The 25,404-nt window shown below is 68.9% G+C and carries 11 protein-coding genes and 4 pseudogenes; 10 read left to right on the top strand and 5 right to left on the bottom strand.

What is annotated here, in order from left to right:
- Positions 1-180 precede the first annotated feature (180 nt).
- Together MQE23_RS06365 and MQE23_RS06370 are read left to right on the top strand one after the other, a co-directional pair.
- Positions 181-3,213 carry an AAA domain-containing protein gene (locus MQE23_RS06365; RefSeq protein ID WP_243378516.1) on the top strand — a complete coding sequence of 1,011 codons (3,033 nt, stop codon included), beginning with the start codon at positions 181-183 and terminating at the stop codon, positions 3,211-3,213.
- A 300-nt stretch (positions 3,214-3,513) separates the two neighbouring features.
- Positions 3,514-3,642 carry a DUF6408 family protein gene (locus tag MQE23_RS06370; RefSeq protein WP_243378517.1) on the top strand — a complete coding sequence of 43 codons (129 nt, stop codon included), beginning with the start codon at positions 3,514-3,516 and terminating at the stop codon, positions 3,640-3,642.
- Positions 3,643-3,694: 52 nt separating this feature from the next.
- On the opposite strand, the gene MQE23_RS06375 is transcribed toward MQE23_RS06370, so the two are convergent.
- The 5 genes and pseudogenes from MQE23_RS06375 to MQE23_RS06395 all read right to left on the bottom strand — a co-directional run bounded on the left by MQE23_RS06375 (position 3,695) and on the right by MQE23_RS06395 (position 12,599).
- Complete coding sequence (locus MQE23_RS06375) at positions 3,695-5,806, bottom strand: DUF2075 domain-containing protein (protein ID WP_243382517.1); 2,112 nt, start codon at positions 5,804-5,806, stop codon at positions 3,695-3,697.
- 205 nt (positions 5,807-6,011) lie between these two features.
- The gene (locus MQE23_RS06380; RefSeq protein WP_243378518.1) at positions 6,012-7,898 is read right to left on the bottom strand and encodes a DUF2075 domain-containing protein; all 1,887 of its coding nucleotides are present in this window, start codon (positions 7,896-7,898) and stop codon (positions 6,012-6,014) included.
- A 2,183-nt stretch (positions 7,899-10,081) separates the two neighbouring features.
- Positions 10,082-10,234 (bottom strand): annotated as a pseudogene (locus MQE23_RS06385) (carboxylesterase family protein); the annotation flags it as partial.
- A 412-nt stretch (positions 10,235-10,646) separates the two neighbouring features.
- Positions 10,647-11,509: pseudogene (locus MQE23_RS06390) on the bottom strand (aldo/keto reductase); the annotation flags it as partial.
- Positions 11,510-11,945: 436 nt separating this feature from the next.
- A complete protein-coding gene (locus MQE23_RS06395; RefSeq protein WP_243378519.1) occupies positions 11,946-12,599 on the bottom strand; it encodes a TetR/AcrR family transcriptional regulator in 654 nt (217 codons plus the stop codon).
- A 155-nt stretch (positions 12,600-12,754) separates the two neighbouring features.
- Here MQE23_RS06395 and MQE23_RS06400 point away from each other — a divergent pair, with 155 nt between their 5' ends.
- From MQE23_RS06400 to MQE23_RS06435, 8 genes and pseudogenes are all read left to right on the top strand, one after another.
- On the top strand, positions 12,755-13,828 hold the full coding sequence (locus MQE23_RS06400) for an alpha/beta fold hydrolase (protein WP_243378520.1): 1,074 nt from the start codon (positions 12,755-12,757) through the stop codon (positions 13,826-13,828).
- Between the two features lie 1,295 nt (positions 13,829-15,123).
- Positions 15,124-18,504, top strand: coding sequence for a S8 family serine peptidase (locus MQE23_RS06405; RefSeq protein ID WP_243378521.1), 3,381 nt, complete (start codon positions 15,124-15,126; stop codon positions 18,502-18,504).
- A 99-nt stretch (positions 18,505-18,603) separates the two neighbouring features.
- Positions 18,604-20,016: pseudogene (locus tag MQE23_RS06410) on the top strand (rhamnogalacturonan lyase B N-terminal domain-containing protein); the annotation flags it as partial.
- A gap of 16 nt (positions 20,017-20,032) precedes the next feature.
- Positions 20,033-20,853 (top strand): annotated as a pseudogene (locus MQE23_RS06415) (helix-turn-helix domain-containing protein); the annotation flags it as partial.
- Positions 20,854-21,671: 818 nt separating this feature from the next.
- Positions 21,672-22,763 carry a sigma-70 family RNA polymerase sigma factor gene (locus MQE23_RS06420; RefSeq protein ID WP_243378522.1) on the top strand — a complete coding sequence of 364 codons (1,092 nt, stop codon included), beginning with the start codon at positions 21,672-21,674 and terminating at the stop codon, positions 22,761-22,763.
- Positions 22,764-22,882: 119 nt separating this feature from the next.
- Positions 22,883-23,815, top strand: a complete 933-nt coding sequence (locus tag MQE23_RS06425) for an ABC transporter ATP-binding protein (protein ID WP_243378523.1) — start codon at positions 22,883-22,885, stop codon at positions 23,813-23,815.
- A gap of 47 nt (positions 23,816-23,862) precedes the next feature.
- A complete protein-coding gene (locus MQE23_RS06430; RefSeq protein WP_202458026.1) occupies positions 23,863-24,582 on the top strand; it encodes an ABC transporter permease in 720 nt (239 codons plus the stop codon).
- A gap of 3 nt (positions 24,583-24,585) precedes the next feature.
- Entirely contained in the window at positions 24,586-25,401 is an 816-nt protein-coding gene (locus MQE23_RS06435) for an ABC transporter permease (protein WP_020270085.1), read from the top strand.
- Positions 25,402-25,404 lie beyond the last annotated feature (3 nt).

Below are 25,404 nucleotides of genomic sequence, written 5' to 3' on the forward strand. Positions count from 1 at the left end.
GTGTCGGAGCGGACACATTAGCGCTCAGCAACGTCGGTGACTGCAGGGCCGGAGAACTCCCCGGAACCAGTGCTGACCGGAAACACGCTTGCCTCACCTCGGTGTACATAGGCTCGCCCTGGCATGTGCCCTGGCCTGGGCGCATGCCAGGGCGATGAGCCGATCACCTCGGGGGTGGAGATGGCGCAGGAGTCACACCGGCCGTATCCGGTGGACGAGCTGCTGGCCGCGGTCCGACTGGAGATCGCTGCCGAGCTGCGCAGCGACGGCAAGGACAATCAGAAGGTTCCCTTGTCCAAGGGGCGACGGACCTCGTCCGCCGAGGGCCGGTACGAGTACCTGTTCCAGTGCCACAAGTGGCAGGACGGCCTCGACGGCAAGCCCGTGCTGGTCCGGCCGTCCCGCTCCACCGGTGATTGGGCGCAAGCCGAGGCCAAGCGGCTTCCCGACGGCAGCGTGCGGCTGGCCACCGCCATGGACCTGGGGAACGCTCCGTCGAACGTGCAGATCCGTGAGGACGACGCGGCCGGGTGGCGCACGCTCGCCGAACGCCTCGAAGCAGTGGGCCAGCCCGAACATCCGGTGCGGCTGGAGAGCGCCGGGTGGATGGTCGGCCGGGGCAGCCCGCGGCTGGGCAGTGAACGGTCGATGGCCCGGTGGGTGGCGAACTGGGCTTCCCTGCAGCTCAATTCCGGACAACGTCAGGCGGTCTCCCAAGCTCTCGCCGGCGAGGTCACCTTCCTGTGGGGGCCACCGGGCACCGGCAAGACCGATGTTGTCGGTCACATCATCGAGGGCAGTTATCGGCAGGGCCTCACGGTCCTCTTCCTGGCACCGACCAAGGTCGCCGTCGATCAGGCACTGGAACGCGTCTGCGACCTTCTCTCAGCCGAGACCCGCTTCCCGGACGGGCTTGTGCAGCGTGCCGGGGACATCACGGTCCCCTCGCTTCGGGACAGGTACGGGGAGCAGGTCGATCCCGACCGGATCGCCGCGCGGCTCTCCGCCACTCTGGACGCCGCGCTCACCGAACGAGCCGCTGAGCTGCGCACCACGCAGGCGGGCATCGCCGCGCACGACAAGGTGGACGTCCTCCGCACTGACCTCGCGACGGCGCAACAGCAGGACGCACAGGCGACGCAGAGCCGCGAAGCGGCGAACTCCGCCCAGGCCGGCGCTCGCAGGGAGATCGTGGAACAAACGACCCTGATCGAGAAGATCGGCGTCCCACGCGGCCTGTTCGCCGACCGGAAGCAGAAGCAATTGGACGAAGCACGCGCGGTCGTCGTCAGTGCCCGCGCACGACTGGAGTCGATCGCGTCGAACCTCGCCGCTGCCGAGCGTGCCTGGCGGCATGCCATGACCGAGGTGACCCGACTGCGATCCGCCCTGTCTGCCGAAGAGGTCAAGGTGTCCGGCCTTCCTGGCCGGGCATCGCTGGTGTCGCAGGCCGACCGACTCCAACAGGAGATCAACACGCTGGAGGAGCAGCGGCGGAAGATGAAGGACACGGTCCGCTCGAAGTGCCGGGTACTCGGCGCGACCGTCGCCAAAGCCGTCCAGTCACGCAAGCTGCTCGACCAGGTCGACGTGGTCGTCATTGACGAGGCGGGGATGGTCGACCTTCCCTCCGCCTGGTATGCGGCAGGCCTCGCCGGAAAGCGGGTCGTCGTAGCGGGCGACTTCCGTCAACTGCCGGCGGTGACCAAGGGCAGCGGCGACCGCAAGGCGACGCCGGAGGAACGCGACCACGCGCTGCGGTGGTGCGCGCGGGACGTCTTCCACGCCGCGGGCCTGGTCGGAGAGTCCGGGTCCGTCCGGCCGGACAACCGGCTCGTGACGCTGAACACCCAGTACCGGATGCGCAGTCCGATCTGCGACCTGGTCAACACCGTCGCCTATCCCGACGCGCCCCTGTCCACAGGACGGGGAGGCAACTCACGCATTCCGTTCAATCCCCTGGTCGACGCACCGGTGATCCTCATCGACACCTCGAAGCAGCGGATCACCGGGCGCGACCACCTCACCAACACGGTGCATGAGGCCGCCGTCCACGAACTCGTCCGCGGCCTTCAGTACGAGGGCGTCCTGCCCGGCCGAAAGGCGGAGGACGTACCCGTCGGCGAGCAGGCCACGGACCGGTTGGCGGTGATCGCCCCGTACCGCGCGCAGGTACAGGCCCTCAAGAACAGCCTGGCGTACCGTTTCGGGAAGCCGTACGAAGGGCTCGTGGACACCGTCCACCGGTTCCAAGGGAGCCAGCGGCCGATCGTCATCCTCGATACGACAGCCGGGTCGGGCAAGTCACCGGGGTACTTCTTCAACGGCAGTGGCCTGTCCTCGCACACCTGCCGACTGCTCAACGTCGCGCTGAGCCGGGCGCAGGACCATCTCGTCGTCCTCGCGGACATCGAGCACCTGCGTGAGCATCTGGCTGCCGGCAGCGAGGCGCTGCGCATGCTCGACCACCTCGATGCGAACGCGCAGTGCATGTCCGTGGACCAGCTCATCCCGATCCGCGACGCCGCCCAGTTGTCCGCCCTGTCCGACGAGGAACTGGCCCGGCCCGCATTCTTCCCCGCTGATGAAGTGCCCGCGGCCATCCAGTGGGACATCGCGAGGGCCGCACGCACCATCGAGTTGTACTCACCGTTCCTGGACCGCCAGCCGGTCCGCACCTGGTCGGCGCATCTTGCGAAGCGGATCGTGGACGGCGTGCAGGTGACGGTCACCACCAGGAATCCGCAGGAGCAGACGACTGATGCCGCGGCGGAACGTGTCCAGGTCCTCGTCGACGAACTGCGTGCAGTGGGCTGCCGGGTCGAGTTCCGCGAGCGGATGCACGAGAAGGTACTGATCCTGGACGGCAGCGTGCTGTGGCACGGCTCATTGAACCTCCTCGCCAACAAAGGACCCACCGATCTGATGATGCGGCTCACCGACCCGGTGGCGTGCGAGCGAGTGGGGCGAGTCATCGAGCGTGCCCGCAAGGAGAGGGCAGCTTGGAACCCGCGAGCGACAGGCGTGAGGAAGGCCGGCGGAGCGGGCCGCACCGACGGAGAGCGCCTCTATCTCGAAGTCCCCTACGCGGACCGGAACGAGGCGAAGAAGCAGCTCGGCGCCCGGTGGGATCCCGGCCGCCGGAAGTGGTACGTGGACGCCGCCAAGGTCAGCCGCGAGCAGGCTGCACGCTGGCTGCCGCCGACCTCCTGACGTCCGCCGGACTGCCGCACGCACGGCTGGGTTGAGCGCGCACGTCGTCCGTCGAAGGCAGACCTGCTGCCGACACCCACGGACGCGGTTCTTCGCTCATGCGACTGCACAAGGGCGTGTGCAGTAAGGTGACTTGTGCTGTGCATTGTCCCGGAGGGGTACAAGTGCGGAGTTCATGCGCCAGTCGGCGGCATGTGAGCAGTGGTGGTGAATCGCCGTGCCGATGCGCGCGGTGTGTGAGCGGATGCCCGGTGGGCCGTCCCCCCACCATTCCTGCTCACCGCCAAGGAGTGGTCACGTATGGACCCTGTCGAGTACCAGCCTGCACGTTTCGTCCGGCTCCGTAAGGTGCTTGCGGACGTCGCCATCAATGTTGTCGCCAACCTGTTGGTGACGGCCATGATGTCGGCAGCGCACCTGCTCTTCTGAAGCAGGCGAGTGGCGGGCACCGGGGCCCGCCACTCCACCTTGAGCGCAGGGCTCAGAACAACATCATTTCGTTCTTCAACTTGGCTTTGTACTGCGCTCGTCGGGCCCTGCGGCTCCGTGCGGCCCCACTGCGCCGCGCGATCCTCAGCTCGGGAGGGATGGTCGACTGAGTCGGCCGAAGCCCCTGCACGTCGGTCTCCCCGACCAGCTTCCTGAGGTGACGCCGGGTCTCCGCGTCGGTGGAGTAGAGGACAGTCGCCCGGCTCGCTCTGGTCAGCAGGACGTGGTAGGCGTGACGCACGCAGCGCGCGAATTCGTCGTCGTCGAGGGTGCTGATCCGGACCTTGGGATCGAGCGACCCAGGCTCTGCGACCCGCATCACGCCGGCTTTCGGGTCCTTGCGCTGCTTTCCTCGCCGGAAGACCCAGTGGTCGGTACGCCAGACCATGTCATCGCCCATGATCACCCCGCACCAGTCCCACTCGAGTCCTTGTGCGGTGTAGACGCAGCCGATCTGTCCGATGCCGGCATCGTGCACGGGCCAGATTTTCGACGGTGGCTCGCCGTTGGCGCAGAAGGACTCACTGGACGCGTTCCACGAGCGGTGCCAGCCACCGATGCGCACGTCCCTCTCGAGGTTCTTGTTCTCGTCCGGCTTGCTCCAGGGCCAGCAGTATCCAGCCACCATCCGGGCGGTCGCTCCTGCCTCGAACTCGGTGCGGACTATGTGCTCCATCTCGTCGGGCGTATCGACGACCTCGATGTGCATGAGTCCGTCCGGGACCCATGCGTGGGGCTCCTGTGTAGAAACGCCGAGGAACGCCCGGACCCAGCGGAGGTAGGCATCACTGCCTCCGCAACGGTACTGCTCCGTCAGATGGTAGCGACGGACGACCGCATCGCGGCGTCGCGCGGCGTCCTCGATGAGTTCCACGGTGCCGACCTCTTGCGGGCGCACGGTCTGGCCGGCGTCCAGGAAGAAGACGGTCAGACGTGACGCGTCGAGCAACTCGTCCACCTGTGCCTTGGTGCCCTGCTTCTCCGCGGGGAGGCGGTAGTTGGTGGTCTTGTCCCGTAGCCGGTGCGCCTCGTCGCAAATCAACACGTCCAGCGGCGGACTCGGCACTTTCACGAAACTGCTGAAATAGGCGAAGCGCTGCCGAAACTCTGCCTCGGTGTACCCTACGTTCTCCTTGATCGCGGCGTTGAAGGCCCGCGAACCACTCGCGTACTTCACCGTTCGACCGGCGGCTTCGAGATCGGCTCGTAGTTGTAGCCCGATGGCGCTTTTTCCGGTGCCGGGCCCTCCGCTGACCAGGAAGACGGCGTGCTGCGGACGGGGAACGATCGCCTCTCGGTCCGGGCCGTCCAGAATCAGCTCCGAAGCCTTGAGTACGTCACCGGCCACCTTTCCCTGGCGTCCCCGCAAGGTGAAGACCGTGTCCTCTCCGCACGAGTTGACCATGGCGTCGAGAAGCGGCGTGTTCCGGAGGTTCATCCGGTGCAGTATGTACTCGGCCGCTGAGTAGTCGTCCTCGGCGGTGAAGTGGTGCCGGAGGTCGTCGAGAAGCCTGTCCCGGGTGTCACTCGTGTACGTGTGCGCGTAGGGACCTGTAGGCGCGTCGACACTGAGCAGTGGCCGGACGGATTCATCCGTGGCGTTGTGCAGATACGCGAACCCACCACACTCGAACTGCAGCCCGCTCAGCGGACCTGTGGGGCCGGTGAACAGTGCGTGGTATTCACTGAGCTGAAGGGCAGGGTGCTTGACGGGATCGTCGATCCCGTCGACGTAGACGAGATCAGCTGTCGCAGCCTCCACCCTCGTCACTGCCGACCACTGCTTCAACTCGACGAGTTGCACGGAAAGGGTGCCTTCCGCGGGGTGCCTGCCCACGAGAACCACGTCGATCTGCCCGCCTTCGGCTGGACCTTCGGATTCGTCCACGGTCGGCGAGCATTCGACGATCATCTCGACGTGGCCCCGCTCTGCGGCCACCAGGTCCTCGGCGAGGGAGACAAGGCTCCTGGCCCACGCGGAGCGCTCGCCGTCAGAGGACTCACCTCGCCCGAAGTGCACCCAGCGGGCGGCCAGGTGCGGCACCAGGCGGCGCCGTGCGTGCAGAGCCAGCAAGTCCCGTGCCGACAATCGCAGCAGGAGCATGGACACGAGGAGGTTCCCCCAGGGCACGAGTAACTCGTGCGGGTGGGGGCGTGTCCACGTAGGAAGCCCGTCGGGCCGCGACCGGTGTCAGTGATCTTAGACAGGCACCGACTCGTCCCGGAAACAACGAACGCCTTTCAGCCAGTTCAATGGAATGGCTTCGCCGACTCACGACAACCGCGCTGTCCTGCCGTGCACTCCGCTGTCACACCCGAGCCGATTCCCGCGCTGAACCACCCACGAGCTCCCTCAGCTTCGCGCGCGTCTCCGAGTCGGTCGAGTACACGACTGTGCCGACCATGCCCCGGGTGAGCAGCACCTTGTAGGTGTTGCGGATCAGCCGGTCCACGTCGGCGTCGGAGGTGGATCGCCTGAACACCGGGTCCTTGGACTCCGTGCGATCGGTGACCCAGCGGTCACCGCGCCAGAGCAGGTCGGGGCCGATGATGACCCCGGACCAGTCGTACTCGAAGCCCTGCGAGGTGTAGACGCAGCCGACCTGGCCGAAGCCGGCCGGGTCGGTGGCCCACAGGGCGGCCGGAGGCGCGCCGGAGACGGAGCGGTCGCCGCGCAGGTTCCAGGGGCGGGCCCAGTCGCCGATGACGACATCGGGCGGCAGCGGCTCGCCGGGCCTGGGCTCCGGGGACCAGCGCCAGCAGTAGCCGGCGGACATGCGGGCACCGTAGCCCTGGGCTCGCCGGGCCTCCAGGAACGCCTCCATCTCCTGAGGGCTCTCGGCAACCAGGAGCTGCATGCGGCCGTCGGGCTCCCAGGTGACCGGTCCGCCGGGCTCCAGTCCGAGGAGTCGGACCACCCAGCGCAGGTAGGCGTCGCTGCCGCCGCAGCGGAACTGGCTGTCCAGGGGTACGACGTGGCACGGGATGTCCCGCTTCGCCGCCGCCTCCTTGATGTCGGCGACGGTGCCCATCTCGCCCGGGCGCACGACCTGGTGCTCGTCGAGAAAGAAGACGGGCACGTAGGCGACGTCGATGAGTTCGTCGATCTGGGCCCTGCCGGTCCGGTGCTCGGCGCGGGTATAACGGTTGGCAGAGGTCTCCCGGATGCGGTGGGCCTCATCGCAGATCAGGGCACCCAGGCTGTTCTTCTCGGCGGTCATGAAGCTGTTGAAGTACTTGAACAGGTCCTGCACTTCCCGCTTGCGGGCCCCGGCGATCTTCCGCATCGTCTTGGTGAAGGACTGGGAGCCGGTGGCGTGCAGCGCCGGTACGCCACGCCGGTAAAGCTCTCCGAGCAGTTGGAGGGCGATCACGCTCTTTCCGGTGCCGGGTCCTCCCGTGACGATGACGACTTCCTTACGGTCGGCGTTCTTCGCCTTCTGCACCGCGTTGAGCACCATGCGGTACGCGACCTGCTGCTCGTCGAGGAGCACGAACTGCGTCCGCTCCCTTACTTCTTCGGCGGCCACGGACATCAGTTGCTTCGACGGCACGGCGACGCCTGCGCAGAGTTCGTCCGCCGCCCCTGACCCCGGCTGCTTGTCGCTCAGCCTCGTACGGAGGTGGTCGAGGAAGGCGCCTCGGCGCTCCCCGGTGAAGAGCAGGCCGTGACCGTCGCGTTCGATCTCCCTCAGCCCGGTCACACCGAACTCGGTAGCGTTGTGCAGGAACGCCACCCCGTTGACCCGGTGGCCGTGTTCGGCCACCGCCCCGTTGAAGTTGACGAGGTACTCGCAGTAGCGGCGCACCTGCTCGATCGGGTTGAGGACCGGGTGTGCGTAGGCGTCGACATGGCAGAGGGTGGGGTCGTCCTCGTGGGGAAGGGCCTGGCTCCACTGCTTGAGTTCCACCACGACGTACGACGGCTCCCCTGTGGCCGGGTGAACTCCGGCGAGGACGACGTCGGCGCGTTTGCTGTTCAGCGGGAGCGCGTACTCCAGCATGACCTCCACGTCACCCAGGCCCGCGTCGTTGAGCGCGGTGGCAAGGACGGGGATGCTGCGCTCCCAGGAGCGCAGCTCCGAGGTACCGGGCCGGTAGCCGTGCATGTGGACGAAATTGTCGGTGAGGTGCAGGAACAGCGAACCGTCGAGCGCCATGACGGCGACCGTTTTCGCGGACGCGCGGAACAGCAAGGACTTCCCCCGGGCAGCACGAAGAGACTCGTGCGGGTGGGGGCATGTCCTTCGAAACTCCACCGGGGTGGAGCGGAAGCCCGTCGGGCCGCATTGGCTATGAGTCGAGGGTACCTGGCAGCACTGACAGCCTTGTTGGGGGGCGCATTTGGCGTCGTACCGCTACACCATCGGCTTGTGGGCAGTGCGATGCCAGACCAGTAAAAGTCGCCGTCGTAGACGGACCTGCGGTCGGCCAGCGTCACCGTGTACAGAATGTGGTTAGGCCGACCGTCGGCACGCCATCCGAGACGCAGCTCAGGGGCGCCGTACTGCTCGCCGGAACCGACGGCAGCCTCGGTCACACGGGGGTTCTCCCAGACGTGGACCCGGGTGCGAGGTGGTATCTCCAGATGCAGGCCACGCAGTTTGCGCAAAATCAAGGTGGGCTTCCACATGGTGGTGGGCCCACCCTGCAAGGCCGCCTCGCGCCAGGTGTCGCCGGTCGGGCGCAGGTAGGTGAGCACCGTGCTGGAGATCTCGTCGACATTGACCAAGGCCATGCGTGACGGGGCCCGCGGGCCGGGGGCACGAACCGATGCCGGGGAAGAGCCTCGCCAGGTGCGGATCGCCTGACTGACGACGGTGTTCGCGGCGAGCAGGTTCTGGCGGGCGAGTGCGCCGCCGCGGCGTGCTCCCTCCAGGCCTTGGGCAGCCCAGGAGTGAGTGGACAGTGGTGCGGCTTCCAGCTCTCGACCGTACGCGGGCTCATTCGGCCGGCGGATCGTGTCAGTGAGGCCGGTGATCGGTCTGACCAGGAAGGAGCAGGGGAAATGCCTCGCACCTCTGCTTGTACAGGGGTTTGAGTGTAATCGTGCTGGACGGTTGCAGGCCGCCTCCCGACGGGCCCACTCGGCAGGCTCGTAGTCGGTTCGGCCCGCGCAGCGGCCGTCGACCGCGGGCAGGTTTCACGCTCACCCGCGCCACAGCCGCTGCGTCCCCTGCCCTAGACCGACCAAGGCCAGGCGGATCCGTCTCGTGTGCGGGCCGGGTCCTCCGCAGAGAGCTCCTGGGCACTCGCCGGCACCTCGGCTCACGCCTGGTGGCAACCCCGCAGGCCCACGACTGCTGCGCCACACGGGCGGCCGTGGCCGCCAGTCCGCCGAGGGATTCGGCCGCGCTCGGCCTCGGCCGTACGGGGCCACGCATCCGTCAGCCCAAGTCCCGAAGGTGGTCGGCGCAAGAGGTCGCCCTGGCCACGGCGTTCGGTGAGACCGCGCAGACCGAGCCAGCGCTCCGCTACCTCACGGCTCCACTCGGCGGCCCGCTTGGCATGGCAGCTACGGGCAACGCCGAGCCTCTACGAGCCGTCGGCGCCGACCGTGGTGTGCGACTCCGCGTTCGCCATAGCGTCGTCGCCGTCCGGGACTGCGTCCCGATCAGGGCGAATCTCTCCAGCGGGCACTCGGAGTGCTTCCCCGTCACTCTGGTGTCCGGCAACCCGGCTGCTGGCGGGGTCTGGGCTGGGTGACCATTCGCGTGCAGCAGCCGCAGGCACGCTACCCTCTTCCGCGGGCGGCACGCCGTAGCTGGCCAGTAAGCCGGGACGTCTCCGCGTCTCATGCTGAGCACTTGCTGACCCGAGCGACTCCATCGCGCTTCTGACCTGCACAGATACCGAAGCGCTAGATGTTGGACTTGAACAAAGTACGCGGCACTTTGGACTCCTGGAAGACGGCTCCCTGCCTGCTTTGTGCAGGTCAAGGGCGGTCTTCGCTGCACAACCGGCGCGCGCTTGACTCGAAGATTGTGAGGAACATCGCTTCACTCCAACAAGGAGGCTCCTGACTGGGCTTCCGTGCGAACCTGGCTGTTGTGACGCTGCCCACGAGGGTCTGTTCGGGCAGGCTTCTCGGAACGCGCGAGGACTGGTGCTGATCAGATGCCGACTTACCTGACGACACATCAGGTGCATCAGGGGCACGCGACGACTCGCTGCCTGAGAGCTCCTACTGCAGCCCGGAGGAATCCGCGACGAACTCACGCAGGCGATGTCGGGCGCACGGCCTTCGAGTCGTCCCCGTTTCCCCCGGGGCGCCTGTGGTAGCGCCCCGACCTGGAGGGCCCACCGTGGTGGAATGCGGCAACGGTTGCTGTGGGACACGGGATTGTGGGCGGTGTGGGTGGCGTCCGGCGAGGAGGGCGCTCTGCTGGATCGCCTTGCGGAAGAGGCCGATCAGGGCTCCGATGGAGAGGGCACCGGCGACCGTCCCCGCCACGGTGATGTTGCCGGGGTCACCGCCGAAGTAGGGGATGTTGTCCCTTACCCGGCGCAGTGCGGCGCTCTGGTCCTGGAGGGCAAGATTGGTCGACCGGGCCCACTGGCTGCCGAGGTCGGCCGGGTGTGGGAAACCAAGTGCTCCGCGCCAATCGATCTTGCCGCCCCTCTGCCTGCCGGGCCGTTCTGCTCGCGGCGATCGACGTCGGTCCGGCCCCTCCACGTCCGCGGCCGGACCGGCGGCAGGATCGCGAACAGGTCAGTGGACGACGGTGATCCGGCGGCGGACTGCCTCGTTCTTCTCCAGCTCGTCGAACAGAGCCACGGCGTAATCCTGGCACTGATGAGGCTACGACCATTCGCGTCACTCGTATCGGGTGGAGATGTACCGGTCGAATGCGCCCTGCGGCCGCCCAGGCCGGCACCGCAGGGCGTGTCTCTCCGGCCCGCAGACCGTGACTGCGCCCGACACACTCAGACGGCGTCGACCAGGACTGATAAGCGCTGTCGGAGAGCCGGATCCGAGCCGCGCCGATGTTCTCCTCCACGTGGGCCACCGAGGACGTGCCGGGGATTGGCAGCAGCGCCGGCGAGCGGCGCAGCAGCCAGGCCAGCGCGAGCTGGGACGGCGTCGCGTCGTACTCCTTGGCAACGGCGTCGAGAGGGCCGCCCGGCCTGGCCAGCTGTCCGGTGGCGATGGGGAACCACGGGATGAACCCGATGCCGTTTGCCTCCGCGTATTCCAGGACGTCCTCGGATTTACGCTCGGCGAGGTTGTACATGTTCTGCACCGACACGATCTCGGTGATGGCCCGGGCCTCCTCCAGTTCGGCCAGGGAGACCTCCGACAGGCCGATGTGCCGGATCTTGCCGGCCTCCCGCAGCTCGGCCAGCGCGCCGAGCTGGTCGGCGAGGGGCACCTGCGGGTCGATCCTGTGCAGCTGGTAAAGGTCGATCCGCTCCAGGCCGAGGTGACGCAGGCTCAGTTCGACCTGCTGGCGCAAGTACTCCGGGCGGCCCACCGGCAGCCACTGGCCGGGGCCCTGCCGGGTCAGGCCGCCCTTGGTGGCGATGACCAGGTCGTCCGCGTAGGGGTGCAGGGCCTCGCGGATGAGCTGCTCGGCGGTGAACGGGCCGTAGGAGTCGGCGGTGTCGATGAAGGTGACACCCAGCTCGACCGCACGGCGCAGGACGCGTACGGCCTCGGCGCGGTCAGCGGGCTCCCCCCAGACCCCGGGGGGCCGGTCAGGCGCATGGTGCCGAAGCCGAGGCGGTGGACCGGCAGGTCGCCGCCGATGCGGAAGACACCGCTTTCACCTGCGGGACGGACGGCGGTTCCGGTCGTGTTCGTGATCAGGCGCGGGTCCTCTCAAGGCTGAACTGGATGCGAAAGTGAAGTGTTCATGTCTGCCGAAAAAGCCGGAGCCTGCTCCGACTTGACGAAGGCAGCTGATGGGCGTTGCAGATACGGAGGGATCAGAGGGCGCTTGTCGGCCAGTGGCGCCGGTGATCCTGGATCATTTATAGCGCCGCCAGTGCATCCATGCACTGGCAGTGCACATTCTTTTGCCCGGCCTTGGTCGTGCGGGCGCGCATCACTGGCCCAAGGGAAAGTGAACAGTGCGCAGCAGTCGCTCGCCCCCAAAGCCCGGACCAGCAGTCGCACCGGCATGAGGCCATCGTGCACACCTGAGCCTTCGCCGAGGTCCCGCCCGGCCGACATGCCAGCCGCGGCGGGAGGCGGATGCGGCGCGTCGTCGGCCTGAGGTGCCCCCAGTCCCGGGGTGCCGTCAGCCCTGGGGTGCCGTCAGGCCGTCAAGAAGGAGGTCGAGTTTCGCCTGAAGGGCCGGGCCGAGAGGGAACGACTGATCGGTGTGCTGATGCGCCTGGAGCCAGCGATGGAGGGTTTCGGTGTACACCGCGCTGAGGATTTCCGCGACGGTTTCCGGGGTCACGGAGGGACGGAAGTCGCCGCTCTCCTGGCCGCGGCGGACGCTGTCGCGGAACGTATCGAAGACCGGGAAGGGGCTCTCGAAAGTCCCCAGTTCGCTCAGCCAGCCCAGCGAGAGAACTCGGGCCATCCTGGGGTTTTCCTCGTTCACCCTGGCCAGGACTTCCATCTGGAGTTCGAGCTGACGGCGGGCCGGGGCTCGGTGGACACCTCCATCACCCAGCCGGGCGGCCACGAGCTCCCGGCGCTCGACCCTCCAGGCATCCAGCATGTCCCGCTTGCGGGGGAAGTGGTTGAAGACGGTTCGGCGGGCAAGGTCGGCACGTTCCGCGATCTGGCCGATGGTCGTTGCGGCATAGCCCTGTTCAGCGAACAGCTCCAAGGCGGCATCCAGGATCGCGGAACGGATTCTCTGTCGCTGCCGCTCCCTGCGGCCCATCGGCCGCTCGGTCGGGTCTGCCGGGCCTTCGGCTGCCGCGGGTGAACGGGGCACGTGTGTTCCCTCGCCTCGGAAGTCACGGTCGGTGTACTCGGTTCGCGCTGTCCTCATTCTATAGATGCATTAGAGATGCATAGGTGCACCGTAGTGCATACTTAGGCGGGTGGAGACTCGCCGTCTCGCCGTCTCACCCTCTGGAGGGCCGCACCATGCCGTTCACCTTCGCCGTAGACCCCGCCGAACTCATCGAGGAGCGCGCGCCCCAGTGGCGATTCGGGGGTACCGAGGACGCTGTCATGGAGGAGATGGCCCGTCGCATCAGCGACCTGTGGGCCGAGGGCCCCGGGGGCTGGGCGCACGAGTGGTCCCTTTTTGCCGAGCAGGCCGAGAAGGACGGTGATCTGCTGAAGGCCAGCCACCTGTTCGGGATCGCCAAGTTCCCGGTCCTGGGCGGCAACGCGGCACACACCCGGGCTTACGAGAACCACCTGCGCACCTTCCTGGAGGCCTCGTCGGACTTCGAGGTGCCCTTCGAGCGTCACGTGATCGACGTGGACTTCCGCGGAGAGACCGTGCAGGTCCCCACTCACCTCTACGTCCCCGAGAACCTGCCTGCCGACGCCCCGATCGTGCTGGTCTTCAGCGGTGTGGACACCTGGAAGGTCGAGGTGCACGCCACCGCGCTCGCGACGGCTCGTCTGGTCGGCGCGCGGGTGGCCACCGTCGACATGGCCGGCACCGGCGAATCGCCGGTCGCCAACGGCCCCGACGGAGAGCTGTACGTCGGTGACGTCCTCGCCTGGCTGCGCCACCGCTTTCCCGAGGCGCGCAAGGTGGGCACCGTAGGCTTCAGCTTCGGCGGCCACTGGACGATCAAGCTGGCCCTGCGCCGGATGGTCGACGCCGCGGTGAGCATCGGCGGGCTCATCGACACCGCCTTCTCCCCCGAGGCCGCCGCCCGGCTCCGCTATGGCATGCCCGGCATCTTCGGCAACTCCCTGCGGCTTGACGCCGAGCTGAGCCTCGCCGACCTCCAGGCCGCCATGGCCGCCTTCTCACTGCGTACGCAAGGGCTCCTGGACGGCTGGGGCAGCGACCCCGTGCCGCTGCTGTACGTCAACGGAGACAAGGACCAGCACGTCCCGGCCGACGACTCCAGGCCGCTGGAGTCCCGCCCGAACACCGTCGTCCGGCTCGTCCCGAACGCCACCCACTGCGCCATGCAGAAGGCCCAGGAGATCGTCCCCTGGAGCCTGCAGTGGCTCCGCGACCAACTGGCCTGATCGCGCCCACCACGCCGTCGAGCCCCGAGGCGGTCTTCAGGCTGCCAGCGCCACCGACGACCAGACGGCGCCTGCCGCCCTGACACATCTCCCTCGATGAGGGAATGGTAGACAGCCAGGCGCGGGGCGGTCGGGTGGCGCTGGTGGTCGGCGACGAACTGAAAGCGGTTCACCAGCGCGTCTCCCCGGCGAAAGACATCGCCGCTCGGGTTGCTGGAAGAACCCGACTACTATGCCTGCGTCGCCTCCGGTGCTTCCGTTGGCTCGGCCCGCACCCCGGGCACCGACCGGAACCGCGGCCCCCACGCCACGGCCCCGGGTCGGCGACCGGGATCGCATCTGATACCGCAGCTTGGCGCTCGGAAACCTGGGCGCGGTACTCACCGACTTACGCCGGTACGACGAGGCGTCCGACGCGCACACTCAAGCAGCAGACGTCTGCCGAGAGACAGGCGACGCCCTCAACGAATGCACTGCTTCGGTGCCCATCCTGCGGGTCGGGAAATCGGCGCGCCACAGCCAGTCGAGGTGGTCGCCCACGTAGAGGTGCGTTGGCGCGGCAAGTGCGGCTCGTCGGTCGCCGCGCCGACGAAGCGGGTCTTCACGCCCGTTGCCGGGGTCAGCATGCCGTCCGTGCCCCGTGCGACGGCCGCGCTGCCCACCTCGACCCCGGTCGGCGGGTTCCGCCGGTGGCGAGCTGGTTGTCGATGCGGGCGTCGTGCAACTTGCCTTTGCCGGTGCGCTCGCCGGGGGCGATCTCGTCGGCCGGAGAGACATACGTCCAGTCCGGGTCGGCGCCCACCTCGGCGCGCGGCAGGCTACGGAAGGTACTCGCCGCAGGGCTCACTCTCCACGCCGGCGAGGTGACCGGGGCTCCCTCCCCGCGGTTCGGCTCTTTCAGGCCGTTGGTCACCGGACTTGGCGGCCTTTCCCGTTCCGGTGCCCAGTGCGAGCCCGACTGCCTCGATCATGAACTGATCGGTTGACAGGCGGCGACCGCGGCGCCGTGCCGGGACCGACGCGCATCAGCCGACGTTCCGCATTTTTCAGTACTGGTCAGGGCCTACTTAACAACTCCCCGCCCCTGCAGAGTCGGTGCGGGCCGGTGGCAAACCCCCCGCCACCGGCCCTCTGGCAAGCGGCCCCGGGCCCCATTCCCCTCGGTGACTCGGGGCCGCTCCGCCAATCGCGTACGCGGCTGCGTACAACCCATGCACCGACCACGGGGAAAGGGAACTTCTTTGCGGAACAAGCGCCAATGGACCAGCGGGAGACCGCGCGGGCACGCCAGGACGGTGTGCGGCATCGCTGCCGTGCTGGCCCTGGCCGGCCTCACCGCGACCGCGACGGTCACCTCCGCCGCACCGATCAGGCCGGCCGGACCGTCCACCGTGCCCCCGGGCGGCCTGACCAAGCCGGCCGCGCGCGTGACGCTGCTGACCGGTGACACCGTCCGCGTGGACGGCAACGGCCGGGTGGTCGAGGTCCGGCCGGGCAAGGGCCGTAGCGGCATCGGGTACTCGGTACGGCGCGTCGCCGGCCACACCTATGTCGTTCCGCTCGACGCGACGAGGCTGCTGGGCAGCGGCAGGCTGGACCGCCGACTGTTCGACGTCACGCAGCTGGTCAAGGACGGCTACGACGACGCCCATCGCAAGCAGGTGCCGCTGATCGTCTCCTACGACGGCTCGAGCGCTGTTCAGAAGGAAGCCAGGGAATCCCTCTCCGCCGGCCCGGCGGAGGTCACGCACCGGCTGTCGGCCATCCACGGCGACGCGCTGACCGCCGACAAGCCGGACGCGGGCAAGGTGTGGCAGGCGCTGACCGACTCCACCGGTGGCCGCTCCGCCGTGACCGCTGCCCCCGGTATCGACCGCGTGTGGCTGGACGGGCGGGTCAAGATCAGCGCGCGGGACGCCGTCGCTCCCGACCCGCACGGAGGGGTCGCGCAGATCGGTGCCCCGACGGCCTGGAAGGCGGGCTACGACGGCAAGGGCGTCAAGGTCGCCGTCCTGGACACCGGCATCGACGCCACCCACCCGGACCTCAAGGGCAAGATCCTCAAGGCCAAGGACTTCAGCGGCTCCGGCTCCACCGACGACAGGCAGGGCCACGGCACCCACGTCGCCTCCACCGTTGTGGGCTCCGGCGCGAAGAGCGGCGGGAAGTACGAGGGCGTGGCTCCCGGCGCGGAGTTGCTGGTCGGCAAGGTCCTGGACGACACCGGCTTCGGTGACAACTCGGACATCATCGCCGGTATGCAGTGGGCCGTGGCGCAGGGGGCCAGGGTCGTCAACATGAGCCTCGGCGAGGTCGACACCCCGGGCGTCGACCCCCTGGAGAAGGCCGTGAACGACCTGTCGGCCTCCTCCGGCGCCCTGTTCGTGATCGCCGCCGGCAACTCCGGCCCCTCGGACACCACCGTCGGCTCCCCGGGAGCGGCCGCGGCCGCCCTGACGGTGGCCGCCGTCGACCGCCACGAGAAGATCGCCTCCTGGTCCAGCCGCGGCCCCACCGCCGACGGCCGCCTCAAGCCGGACATCGCCGCGCCCGGCGTCGACATCATCGCCGCGAAGGCCGCCCACGGTATCGAGGGCAACGACGAGGCGCCCGGCTATGTGTCGATGTCCGGCACCTCGATGGCCACCCCGCACACCGCGGGCGCCGCCGCCATCCTGGCCCAGGAGCACCCGCGCTGGACCGGCGAGCGGCTCAAGTCCGCCCTCACGGCCTCGGCCAGGACGCTGAGCGGCGTGACTCCGTACGACGTCGGCGTCGGCCGGGCCGACCTGCCCCGGGCGATCGGCACCACCGTCGGCAGCGAGCCGTCCTCGGTCGACTTCGGCACCCCGGACCCCTGGCCGCACGACGACGACACCCCCGTCACCAGGACTCTCACCTACCGCAACGACGGCACCCGGCCGGTCACCCTGGACCTGGGCATCACTGCGGCCGGCCCCGACGGCAAGGCCGCGCCCACCGGCATGGTCACCGTCTCCCCCGCCCGGCTGACCGTCCCCGCCGGCGGCACCGCAAAGGCGACGGTCACGGCCGACACCCGCCTCGGCAGCGCCGACGGCGTCTACTCCGGGGCGGTCACCGCGAGCGGTGACGGACAGAGCGTCCGCACCGCCCTTGCGGTCAACCGCGAGGTGGAGACGCACACGCTGACCCTGGTCACCACCCGCCGGGACGGCAAGCGCGACAACGAGCCCGACGTCACCGTGGCGGGCCTGGACACGGGCAAGCAGTTCACGCCCTATGACGACGGAAAGCCACGCAACGGCACGGTCACCCTGCGGCTGCCCCGAGGGCGCTACGCGATCAGCGCGACGACCATCACCCCGGCAGGCCGGTCCGCCCAGTTGGTCGCTCCCCACCTCGTGCTCGACCACGACACCACCGTCGCCCTCGACGGGCGCAAGGCCAAGCCGGTGAAGGTGACCGCTCCGGACCGCCGGGCCACCCTCCGCGACGGCCAGGTCGTCTTCGCCGCCCGCGGCGCCAAGCCGGCCTACGACCTCGCCATCGGCACCGACCTCGACGCAAGGACCAGCTTCCTCGGCCAGGTCGGCCCGAACGCCCCCGCGGACTCCTTCATCGCCCAGGCCGGCGGCGTCTGGCAGCGCACCGCGACATCACCGGCGTACAACCTGGTGACCACGCGCACCGGCGGCTTCTTCGACGGCCTCACCCGTACCTTCGCCTCCACCCGGGGCATGGCCAGGGTCGACACCTCCGTCGCTACGGCCCTGACCAAGGCGCAGACCGCGCAGAACAACGCGTGGACCACGCCGGGCTGGCCGGCGCTCGACCAGGCCACGTCCACCCTCGAAGGGCCACTGCGTGCGGCACCGACCGCCAAGATCGTGCAGTACTTGTCGACCGACCACGGCGTGCGCTGGATCCTCGGTGGCCGGACGCAGAACGGTACGGACGGGGAGGGTCTGACCGCCTTCACCGCCTCGCGCCGCTTCGCACCGGACCGTACCTACCGGGTCACTCTCGACGGCGGGGTCCACGGCCCGATCGTGACACCGACGAAGGTCGTGGGCGGTCTGCGGATCGGACGGTACTACGCACTGTGCGTGCCCATGTTCTCGGACGGACCCGGCGACTTCTCGTACTCCGCGCAGAACAGTGTCCACACACGGCTCACTTCCGGCAGCAAGGTCATAGGCGACTTCACCGAGGACACCTGCCCGAACACCTACTTCAACCTGCGGGCCGGGACGGCGCGCTACAAGCTGTCCATCACCGCCGACCGCAGCAAGGGCTACAAGATCAGTGACCACGTCGAGGGCGTGTGGACGTTCACCTCGGCGAACACGCCCGAGACCCGGACTGTCGCCTGGCCGCTCTCCGTCGTCCGATTCCATCCCAAGCTGAGCCTGACCGGCACGGCGAAGGCGGGCGCCCGGATCACCGTCCCGTTGTCCCTGCAGGGCCCGGCGGCGGCCAAGGGGCGTCTGAAGTCGCTGACGGTGAAGGCGTCGTACGACGGCGGCCGCACCTGGAAGCCGGTCACCGTGCACAGCGCGGCGAGCGGCAAGCCTTACCTGGTCATTACCAACCCGAGGAAGCCCGGCACCGTCTCCTTCAGGACAGCCCTCGCCGACACCGCCGGAAACACCTACACCGGCACGATCCACAACGCCTACCGCACCGTCCTGTAACCGGAAGGCACCTGCGGCGGTGGTGGCCCGGCTCGGCCCGGCCACCACCGCCGCACGCACCACAGCTCGATCAGCTTCCCGCTCACGAACGGAACAACCATGGCCCAACACAGTCGCCGGCGCCTGACCCGCCGCGATGTCCTGCTCAGAACCGCCGCCGGCGGGGGCGCCGCGGTCGCCGGTCCTCTGCTCGACTCCGCCGACGCGGCGCCCAGTGCCTTCGGGTACCGCAACGACGGACGGGCCTACGTCATCACCTCCGGCGCCGACCTGGTCTTCAAGGTCGACCACCGCAACGGCGACCTGACCTCCCTGGTCTACAAGGGCACCGAGTACCAGGGCTACGGCAACCGGAACTCACACGTCGAGACGGGGCTCGGCACCTCGTCCGTGAGCATCCGCAAGTCCGGCGACACGATCCTGGTCACCGTCGTCCACGGCACGATGCACCACTACTACGCCGCCCGCCGCGGCAAGAACAACGTCTACATGTGGACGAACAAGGCGGACGCCTCCATCACCGCCACCCGCTACATCGTCCGCGTCAAGCCGGGCCTGTTCCCCAACAACGACCCCGACTCCTGGGACGCCCGCACCGACACCCTCATCGAGGCCCAGGACATCCGCCGCAAACCGAACGGCACGACCCGCTCCAAGCACTACTCGAACCAGCGCGTCGTCGACTGCGACCACGTCGGCTGGAGCGACGGCAAGGTCGGCATGTGGATGGTCCACAGCAACCACGAGAAGGCGTCCGGCGGACCGTTCTACCGCTAACTGATGCGCCACCACTACGAGGACGGCGCGGGGCTGTACGAGATCCTCTACTACGGGGAGAACCAGACCGAACCGATGCGGTTCGGCCTCCAGGGGCCCTACGTCCTCGCCTTCACCGACTGCGGCGCACCCGCCCGCTCGCTCACCCACGACGTCATCGACACCTCGTGGGTCGACGGCCTGGGCCTGGTCGGCTGGGTCGGCCGCGGCGGTCGCGGACGGGTCGCCGGCGTCGGCATCAGCGGCCGAGGCGACGGCCACGTCTACACCGTGGGCTTGGCGAACGCCACCGCCCAGTACTGGGCGAAGGCCGACGCGGCCACCGGGCACTTCGTCTCCCCCTACATGCTGCCGGGCACCTACAAGCTCACCGTGTACAAGGACGAACTCGCCGTCCACACCACGTCCGTCACCGTCACGGCCGGGAAGACGACGGCTCTGCACACGCTGAAGATCACCGCCGACCCGAGCCGGAACACCGCGATCTGGCGCATCGGCGACTGGACCGGCACCCCCGCCGGCTTCAAGAACGCCTCCCTGATGACCACCATGCACCCCTCCGACGCACGGGCCAGGCCCTGGGCCACCGGTGTCCACACGGTGGGCTCCTCCTCCCCGGCGGACTTCCCCTGCTACCAGTGGGCGGACATCAACAACAAGCTGAAGATCCGCTTCAGGATGACGCAGCAGCAGCTGGCCTCAGGTCACACGCTCAACATCGGCATCACCACCGCGTGAAAGGTGCCACCAGGTGGGTCGACGCGAGAAACCGGTGGACCCCAACGCCGGTCCGGTGCAGCGTCTCGCGCACGACCTGCGCCTGCTGAGGGAGAAGGCCGGGAAACCGCCGTACCGGGAGATGTCGGAGCGGGCGGGCTACTCCACGACCGCGCTGTCGCAGGCGGCGGCCGGCGACCAGTTGCCGACTCTGGCGGTGGTCCGCGCGTACGCGGAGGTGCTCGACGCCGACCCGGACGAGTGGGAGGCCCGCTGGCGGGAGGCGGACGCTGAGCTGCGTGCACCCGCGGCCGACGAGCGGGCTCCGTACCGTGGGCTTGCCCGCTTCGAACCGGCTGCCAGCGACCTGTTCTTCGGCCGGGAGGCACTGGCCCGCGAACTCCTGCACCTGGCGCGCACACCGGTTCACGGCGGTGTTCGGGCCCTCCGGCAGCGGCAAGTCCTCGCTGCTGCGGGCCGGCCTCATTCCGCTGCTGCGGGGAGGGCACGGGCGCCGACCGGCCGGCGGTGATCCGGGTCCTCACCCCCGGGGAGCGGCCCGCCCACGCACACGGGAAGGCGCTCGTTCCCCAGGACGGTGAGCTGGACACCTGGGTGATCGTCGACCAGTTCGAGGAGCTGTTCACCCTCTGCCACGACCGGCAGGAGCGGGACCGCTTCCTGGACCTGTTGCTCGGCGCGCGGGAGCCGGAGAGCTGCCTGCGGGTGCTGGTCGTGGTGCGCGGCGACTTTTACGGCCACTGTGCCGAGCACCGGGAGCTGGCGGAGGCGGTCAGTCACGCGAACCTGCCGGTCGGGCCGATGAGCGGGGACGAGCTGCGGGAGGTCGTGTCGTAGCCGGCCTCTTCACGCTGCTTGCCGAGAGCGTCCCGGAACCGAATCGTGTACGGGTGCGGGCAACGGGTCGGCCTGGAACAACCGCACTCATTGAAGAACGACCCCATCCCACGAGCGAGCTGTCGAGCCACGCATCAAGCCTTCCGAGCAGGGCACCGGGCGGCACAGCAGGCCCTGCCACGGGTGCAGGTCAGCAAGCCGGACATCGTCCAGCCCGATGCTGACCTTTTGCTGACCCCGTGGCGGCGGCCAGGGCTCTGACCTGTGGAAATACCCAAACGCTAGATCTAGGACTTGAACATGGTACGAAGCATGGTCAAACTCCCGGTTCGTCTGCTCCCTGCCTGCCTTTGCAGGTCAAGGGCTGTTTCCGGCATCGGGAGGAGTGGTCGGGGTCGTCCTCACTCCCCGGGGCGCCCCTCACGAACGGCCGCGATCAGGGTACGCAACAGCCCTCGAAGACTCCCGTGACGATCGCCACAGCAGGGCTCGACCACCCGACCATCAGGACGACCAAGATCCGTCGTCTGATCCGGCGGCGCGCAACATAGCCGCGCATCGCCGGTGAGCCAAACCGGTAATTCCTCTGATCATTGTTTTGCCCCCGGCGACGCTTGGCCGTGGCACGCGACGGGCGCCGCCCGACCCGGACTTGGAGCTCCCTGCCCCCGGCCTGCTGCCCAGCGGCGCCCCCGCTCGCCAGTAACAGCGCGGACTCGATGACCGTCTCCCCCTCCACAACCGCCGATACTGGGCGGTAATGTCGCCCACCGCCGGACGGCACGAGACCGGTGGGTGAGCGCGAAGGGGCCCTCATGGCGACGGACATGCCTGCGGACATGCCCGCAGAGACACCTGCGGAGGTGACCGCGGCCGACGAGCGGTGGCGGCGTATGTGGAGCCACCGCGAGCACCTGCTCAAGGTGGCCCGGCGCAGGTCGATGAGCCCGGAGGACGCCGAGGACGCGGTGCACGAGGCGATGCTGCGCGCCGCCGAGCGGCCCGACCTGGACGAGGAGCGGCTCGCGGCCTGGCTGACGACGGTGACGATGCGGCTGTGCGTCGACCGCTACCGGCAGGTGAACCGCGAGGCCGAGGTGCGGACCAGCCCGACGCTCATCGCCCCCGGCCCGGTGCCCGTCGAGGAGGCGGTGTGCGACCGGGCCGAGGCGAAGTGGCTGGCGGTACGCAGTGGTGAGCTGCCCGCCCGGCAGGCCGAGGCGCTGCGGCTCAAGTCGGAGGACCTGGACGTCGGCCAGGTCGCCGTCCGGATGGGGCTGAGCTACCGGACCGTCGAGTCGCTGCTGGCCCGCGCCCGGCGGACGCTGCGGCAGTCGCTGGCCGCCACGCTCGGGTTCGCGCTGTTCCTGATCGGGTGGGGACGGCCGCGCGGAGTCGGCAGGGCCCAGGCCGTGGCGGTCGCCTCGACGGCGGCGTCCCTCGCGGTGGCGGGGTTCGTGCTGCCGTACGCCCTCGACGGCAGCGGAGACGGGGGCGGGGGTGGTAGGCCGCTTCGGCCCGCCGTTGCCTCTCCGGGTGCCGAGGCGGTCCGGCCGGACAACGGTGGAGGGGATCGTACGCCTCGGGGGAATGGGCCCACGGCTGCGGCAGCCGAGCGCGGAGCGGCCGAATCTCCCGTGGGCGAATCGTTCCTTCCGCTGTCCGTGCCGTCGGTGCCGTCACTGCCGCAGGTCCCGGACATTCCGGACGTTCCTGAGGTCCCGGTGTCGCCGCTGCCCGCGTTGTCCGCGCCGGAGGTCCCGCAGGTGCCCGACGTCCCCGACTTGCCGGTGGAGCCCCCTGCCGTGCCGACCGGCACAGCGGTCCCTGCGGTACCGGAAGTTCCGGAGGCTCCCGCCGTACCGTCCGCCTCGCTTCCCGTGCCCACGCCGAGCCCGCTTCCGTAGCGCCCGGGAACCCGCCCGGAAACCCGCTCGAAAAAAAGACGCCACTCGAGCGACGGACGCCCCGCCCCTCCCCGTAGAGCAGATGTCAGAGCTGCTCCATGGGCTGAAGGGTGGACCGGATGGGTGTCGAGATCTGTGTGGAAGGGCTGACCAAGTCCTTCGGTCACCAGGTCATCTGGCAGGACGTCTCGCTGACGCTGCCCGCCGGGGAGGTCTCGGTCATGCTCGGCCCCTCCGGCACGGGCAAGTCGGTGTTCCTCAAGACGCTCGTCGGCCTGCTCAAGCCGGAGCGCGGCTCCATCACGATCCAGGGCCGGGACATCACCAAGCTCCGCGAGCACGACCTGTACGAGGTGCGCAAGCTCTTCGGCGTGCTGTTCCAGGACGGGGCGCTGTTCGGCTCGATGAACCTGTACGACAACATCGCCTTCCCGCTGCGCGAGCACACCCGTAAGTCCGAGAGCGACATCCGGCGCATCGTGCTGGAGAAGATGGACATGGTCGGGCTGATCGGCGCGGAGGGCAAGCTGCCCGGCGAGATCTCCGGCGGGATGCGCAAGCGTGCCGGGCTGGCCCGGGCCCTCGTCCTCGACCCGGAGATCATCCTCTTCGACGAACCCGACTCGGGCCTCGACCCGGTCCGCGTCGCCTACCTCAACCAGCTCATCGTCGACCTCAACGCCCAGATCGACGCGACCTTCCTGATCGTCACGCACGACATCGCCTCGGCCCGCCAGGTGCCGGACAACATCGGGCTGCTGTTCCGCCGCGAGCTGGTGATGTTCGGGCCGCGCGAAGAGCTGCTGGCCAGCGACGAACCCGTCGTACGGCAGTTCCTGAACGGCCGGATGCAGGGCCCGATCGGCATGGCGGAGGAGAAGGACGCGGCGCAGGTCGAGCAGGAGCTCGCGCAGATCGACGACACCGCGCGCCTTCACGAGCCGCCGGCTCCACGCCTTCTGCCGGGGCCGGGTATCTCCCGGTCACCCCGCTGGGAGGCCATCGCCCGACGCGAGGCGGCGCTGCTCCAGAAGGAGGTGGCCGGCGCGTGAGCCTGTCACCGGTGGGAGCGCTGCGGCACTCGGGCAGCCTCTTCGCGATGGCGCTGGACGTCGTCCGCACGATCCCCCGACGGCCCTTCCAGGCCCGGGAGTTCATCCAGCAGACGTGGTTCGTCGCGAGCGTCACCATCCTGCCGACGGCCCTGGTGTCGATCCCCTTCGGAGCGGTGATCGCACTCCAGATCGGCAGCCTGACCCGGCAGCTCGGCGCCCAGTCCTTCTCGGGCGCCGCCTCCGTGCTCGCCGTGCTGCGCGAGGCCTCGCCGATCGTCACCGCGCTGCTGATCGCGGGCGCCGGCGGCACGGCGATCTGTGCCGACCTCGGGGCGCGGAAGATCCGCGACGAGATCGACGCGATGCAGGTGCTGGGCATCGACCCCATCCACCGGCTGGTCGTGCCGCGCGTGCTGGCGTCGATGCTGGTGGCGGTGCTGCTCAACGGCCTGGTGTCGGTGGTGGGCGTGGCGGGCGGCTACTTCTTCAACGTCGTTCTCCAGAACGGCACCCCGGGCGCCTACCTGGCCTCCTTCACCACGCTCGCCCAGCTCTCCGACCTGTGGGCGGCCGAGGTCAAGGCACTGGTGTTCGGCGCGATCGCCGGGATCGTCGCCTCCTACAAGGGACTGACCGCGAAGGGCGGACCCAAGGGTGTGGGCGACGCGGTGAACCAGTCGGTGGTGATCACCTTCATGTTGCTGTTCGTGACCAACTTCGTGATGACCGCGGTGTACTTCCAGGTCGTCCCCCAGAGGGGTTAGCCGATGAGACTCATCGACCGCCCACTGAAGTCCCTAGAGGCGCTGGGCACCCAACTCTCCTTCTACGGCCGCTCCCTGGCGTGGACGGGGCGCACCCTGCGCCGCTACAAGAAGGAGATCCTGCGGCTGCTGGCCGAGGTGAGCTTCGGCCGGGGCGCGCTCGCCGTCGTGGGCGGCACGGTCGGCGTGATCGCCTTCCTGTCGTTCTTCACCGGCACGGAGGTCGGACTGCAGGGATACGCGGCCCTGAACCAGCTCGGCACCTCCAACTTCGTGGCGTTCCTCTCGGCGTACTTCAACACCCGTGAGATCGCCCCGCTGGTGGCAGGGCTCGCGCTCTCCGCGACCGTCGGCGCCGGCTTCACCGCCCAGCTCGGCGCGATGCGCATCAGCGAGGAGACCGACGCGCTGGAGGTCATGGGCGTGCCCTCGTTGCCGTTCCTCGTGACGACCCGGATGATCGCCGGGTTCGTGGCCGTCATCCCGCTGTACGTGATCGGGCTGCTGTCCTCGTATCTGGCCGCTCGTACCATCACCACCGGCTACTACGGGCAGTCCACGGGCACCTACGACCACTACTTCCAGCAGTACCTGCCTCCGGTGGACGTGCTGTGGTCCTTCGGCAAGGTGCTGGTATTCGCCGTCCTGATCATCCTGGTGCACTGCTTCTACGGCTACTACGCGAGCGGCGGCCCGGCGGGCGTCGGCGTCGCGGTGGGCCGCGCGGTACGGACCTCGATCGTCGCGATCAACGTCCTGGACTTCTTCCTGTCGCTGGCGATCTGGGGCGCCAGCACGACCGTACGGATCGCGGGGTGAGCC

The sequence above is a fragment of the Streptomyces sp. HP-A2021 genome, assembly GCF_022807935.1.
Classification (GTDB): Bacteria; Actinomycetota; Actinomycetes; order Streptomycetales; family Streptomycetaceae; genus Streptomyces; species Streptomyces afghaniensis.

Excerpts from the sequence above, each read along its gene's own strand:
- MQE23_RS06430 (WP_202458026.1), top strand. The coding sequence starts at position 23,863 with ATGGCGCTGGACGTCGTCCGCACGATCCCCCGACGGCCCTTCCAGGCC.
- MQE23_RS06365 (WP_243378516.1), top strand. The coding sequence starts at position 181 with ATGGCGCAGGAGTCACACCGGCCGTATCCGGTGGACGAGCTGCTGGCC.
- MQE23_RS06435 (WP_020270085.1), top strand. The coding sequence starts at position 24,586 with ATGAGACTCATCGACCGCCCACTGAAGTCCCTAGAGGCGCTGGGCACC.
- MQE23_RS06400 (WP_243378520.1), top strand. The coding sequence starts at position 12,755 with ATGCCGTTCACCTTCGCCGTAGACCCCGCCGAACTCATCGAGGAGCGC.
- MQE23_RS06375 (WP_243382517.1), bottom strand. The coding sequence starts at position 5,806 with ATGCTCCTGCTGCGATTGTCGGCACGGGACTTGCTGGCTCTGCACGCA.
- MQE23_RS06370 (WP_243378517.1), top strand. The coding sequence starts at position 3,514 with ATGGACCCTGTCGAGTACCAGCCTGCACGTTTCGTCCGGCTCCGTAAG.
- MQE23_RS06420 (WP_243378522.1), top strand. The coding sequence starts at position 21,672 with ATGGCGACGGACATGCCTGCGGACATGCCCGCAGAGACACCTGCGGAG.
- MQE23_RS06425 (WP_243378523.1), top strand. The coding sequence starts at position 22,883 with ATGGGTGTCGAGATCTGTGTGGAAGGGCTGACCAAGTCCTTCGGTCAC.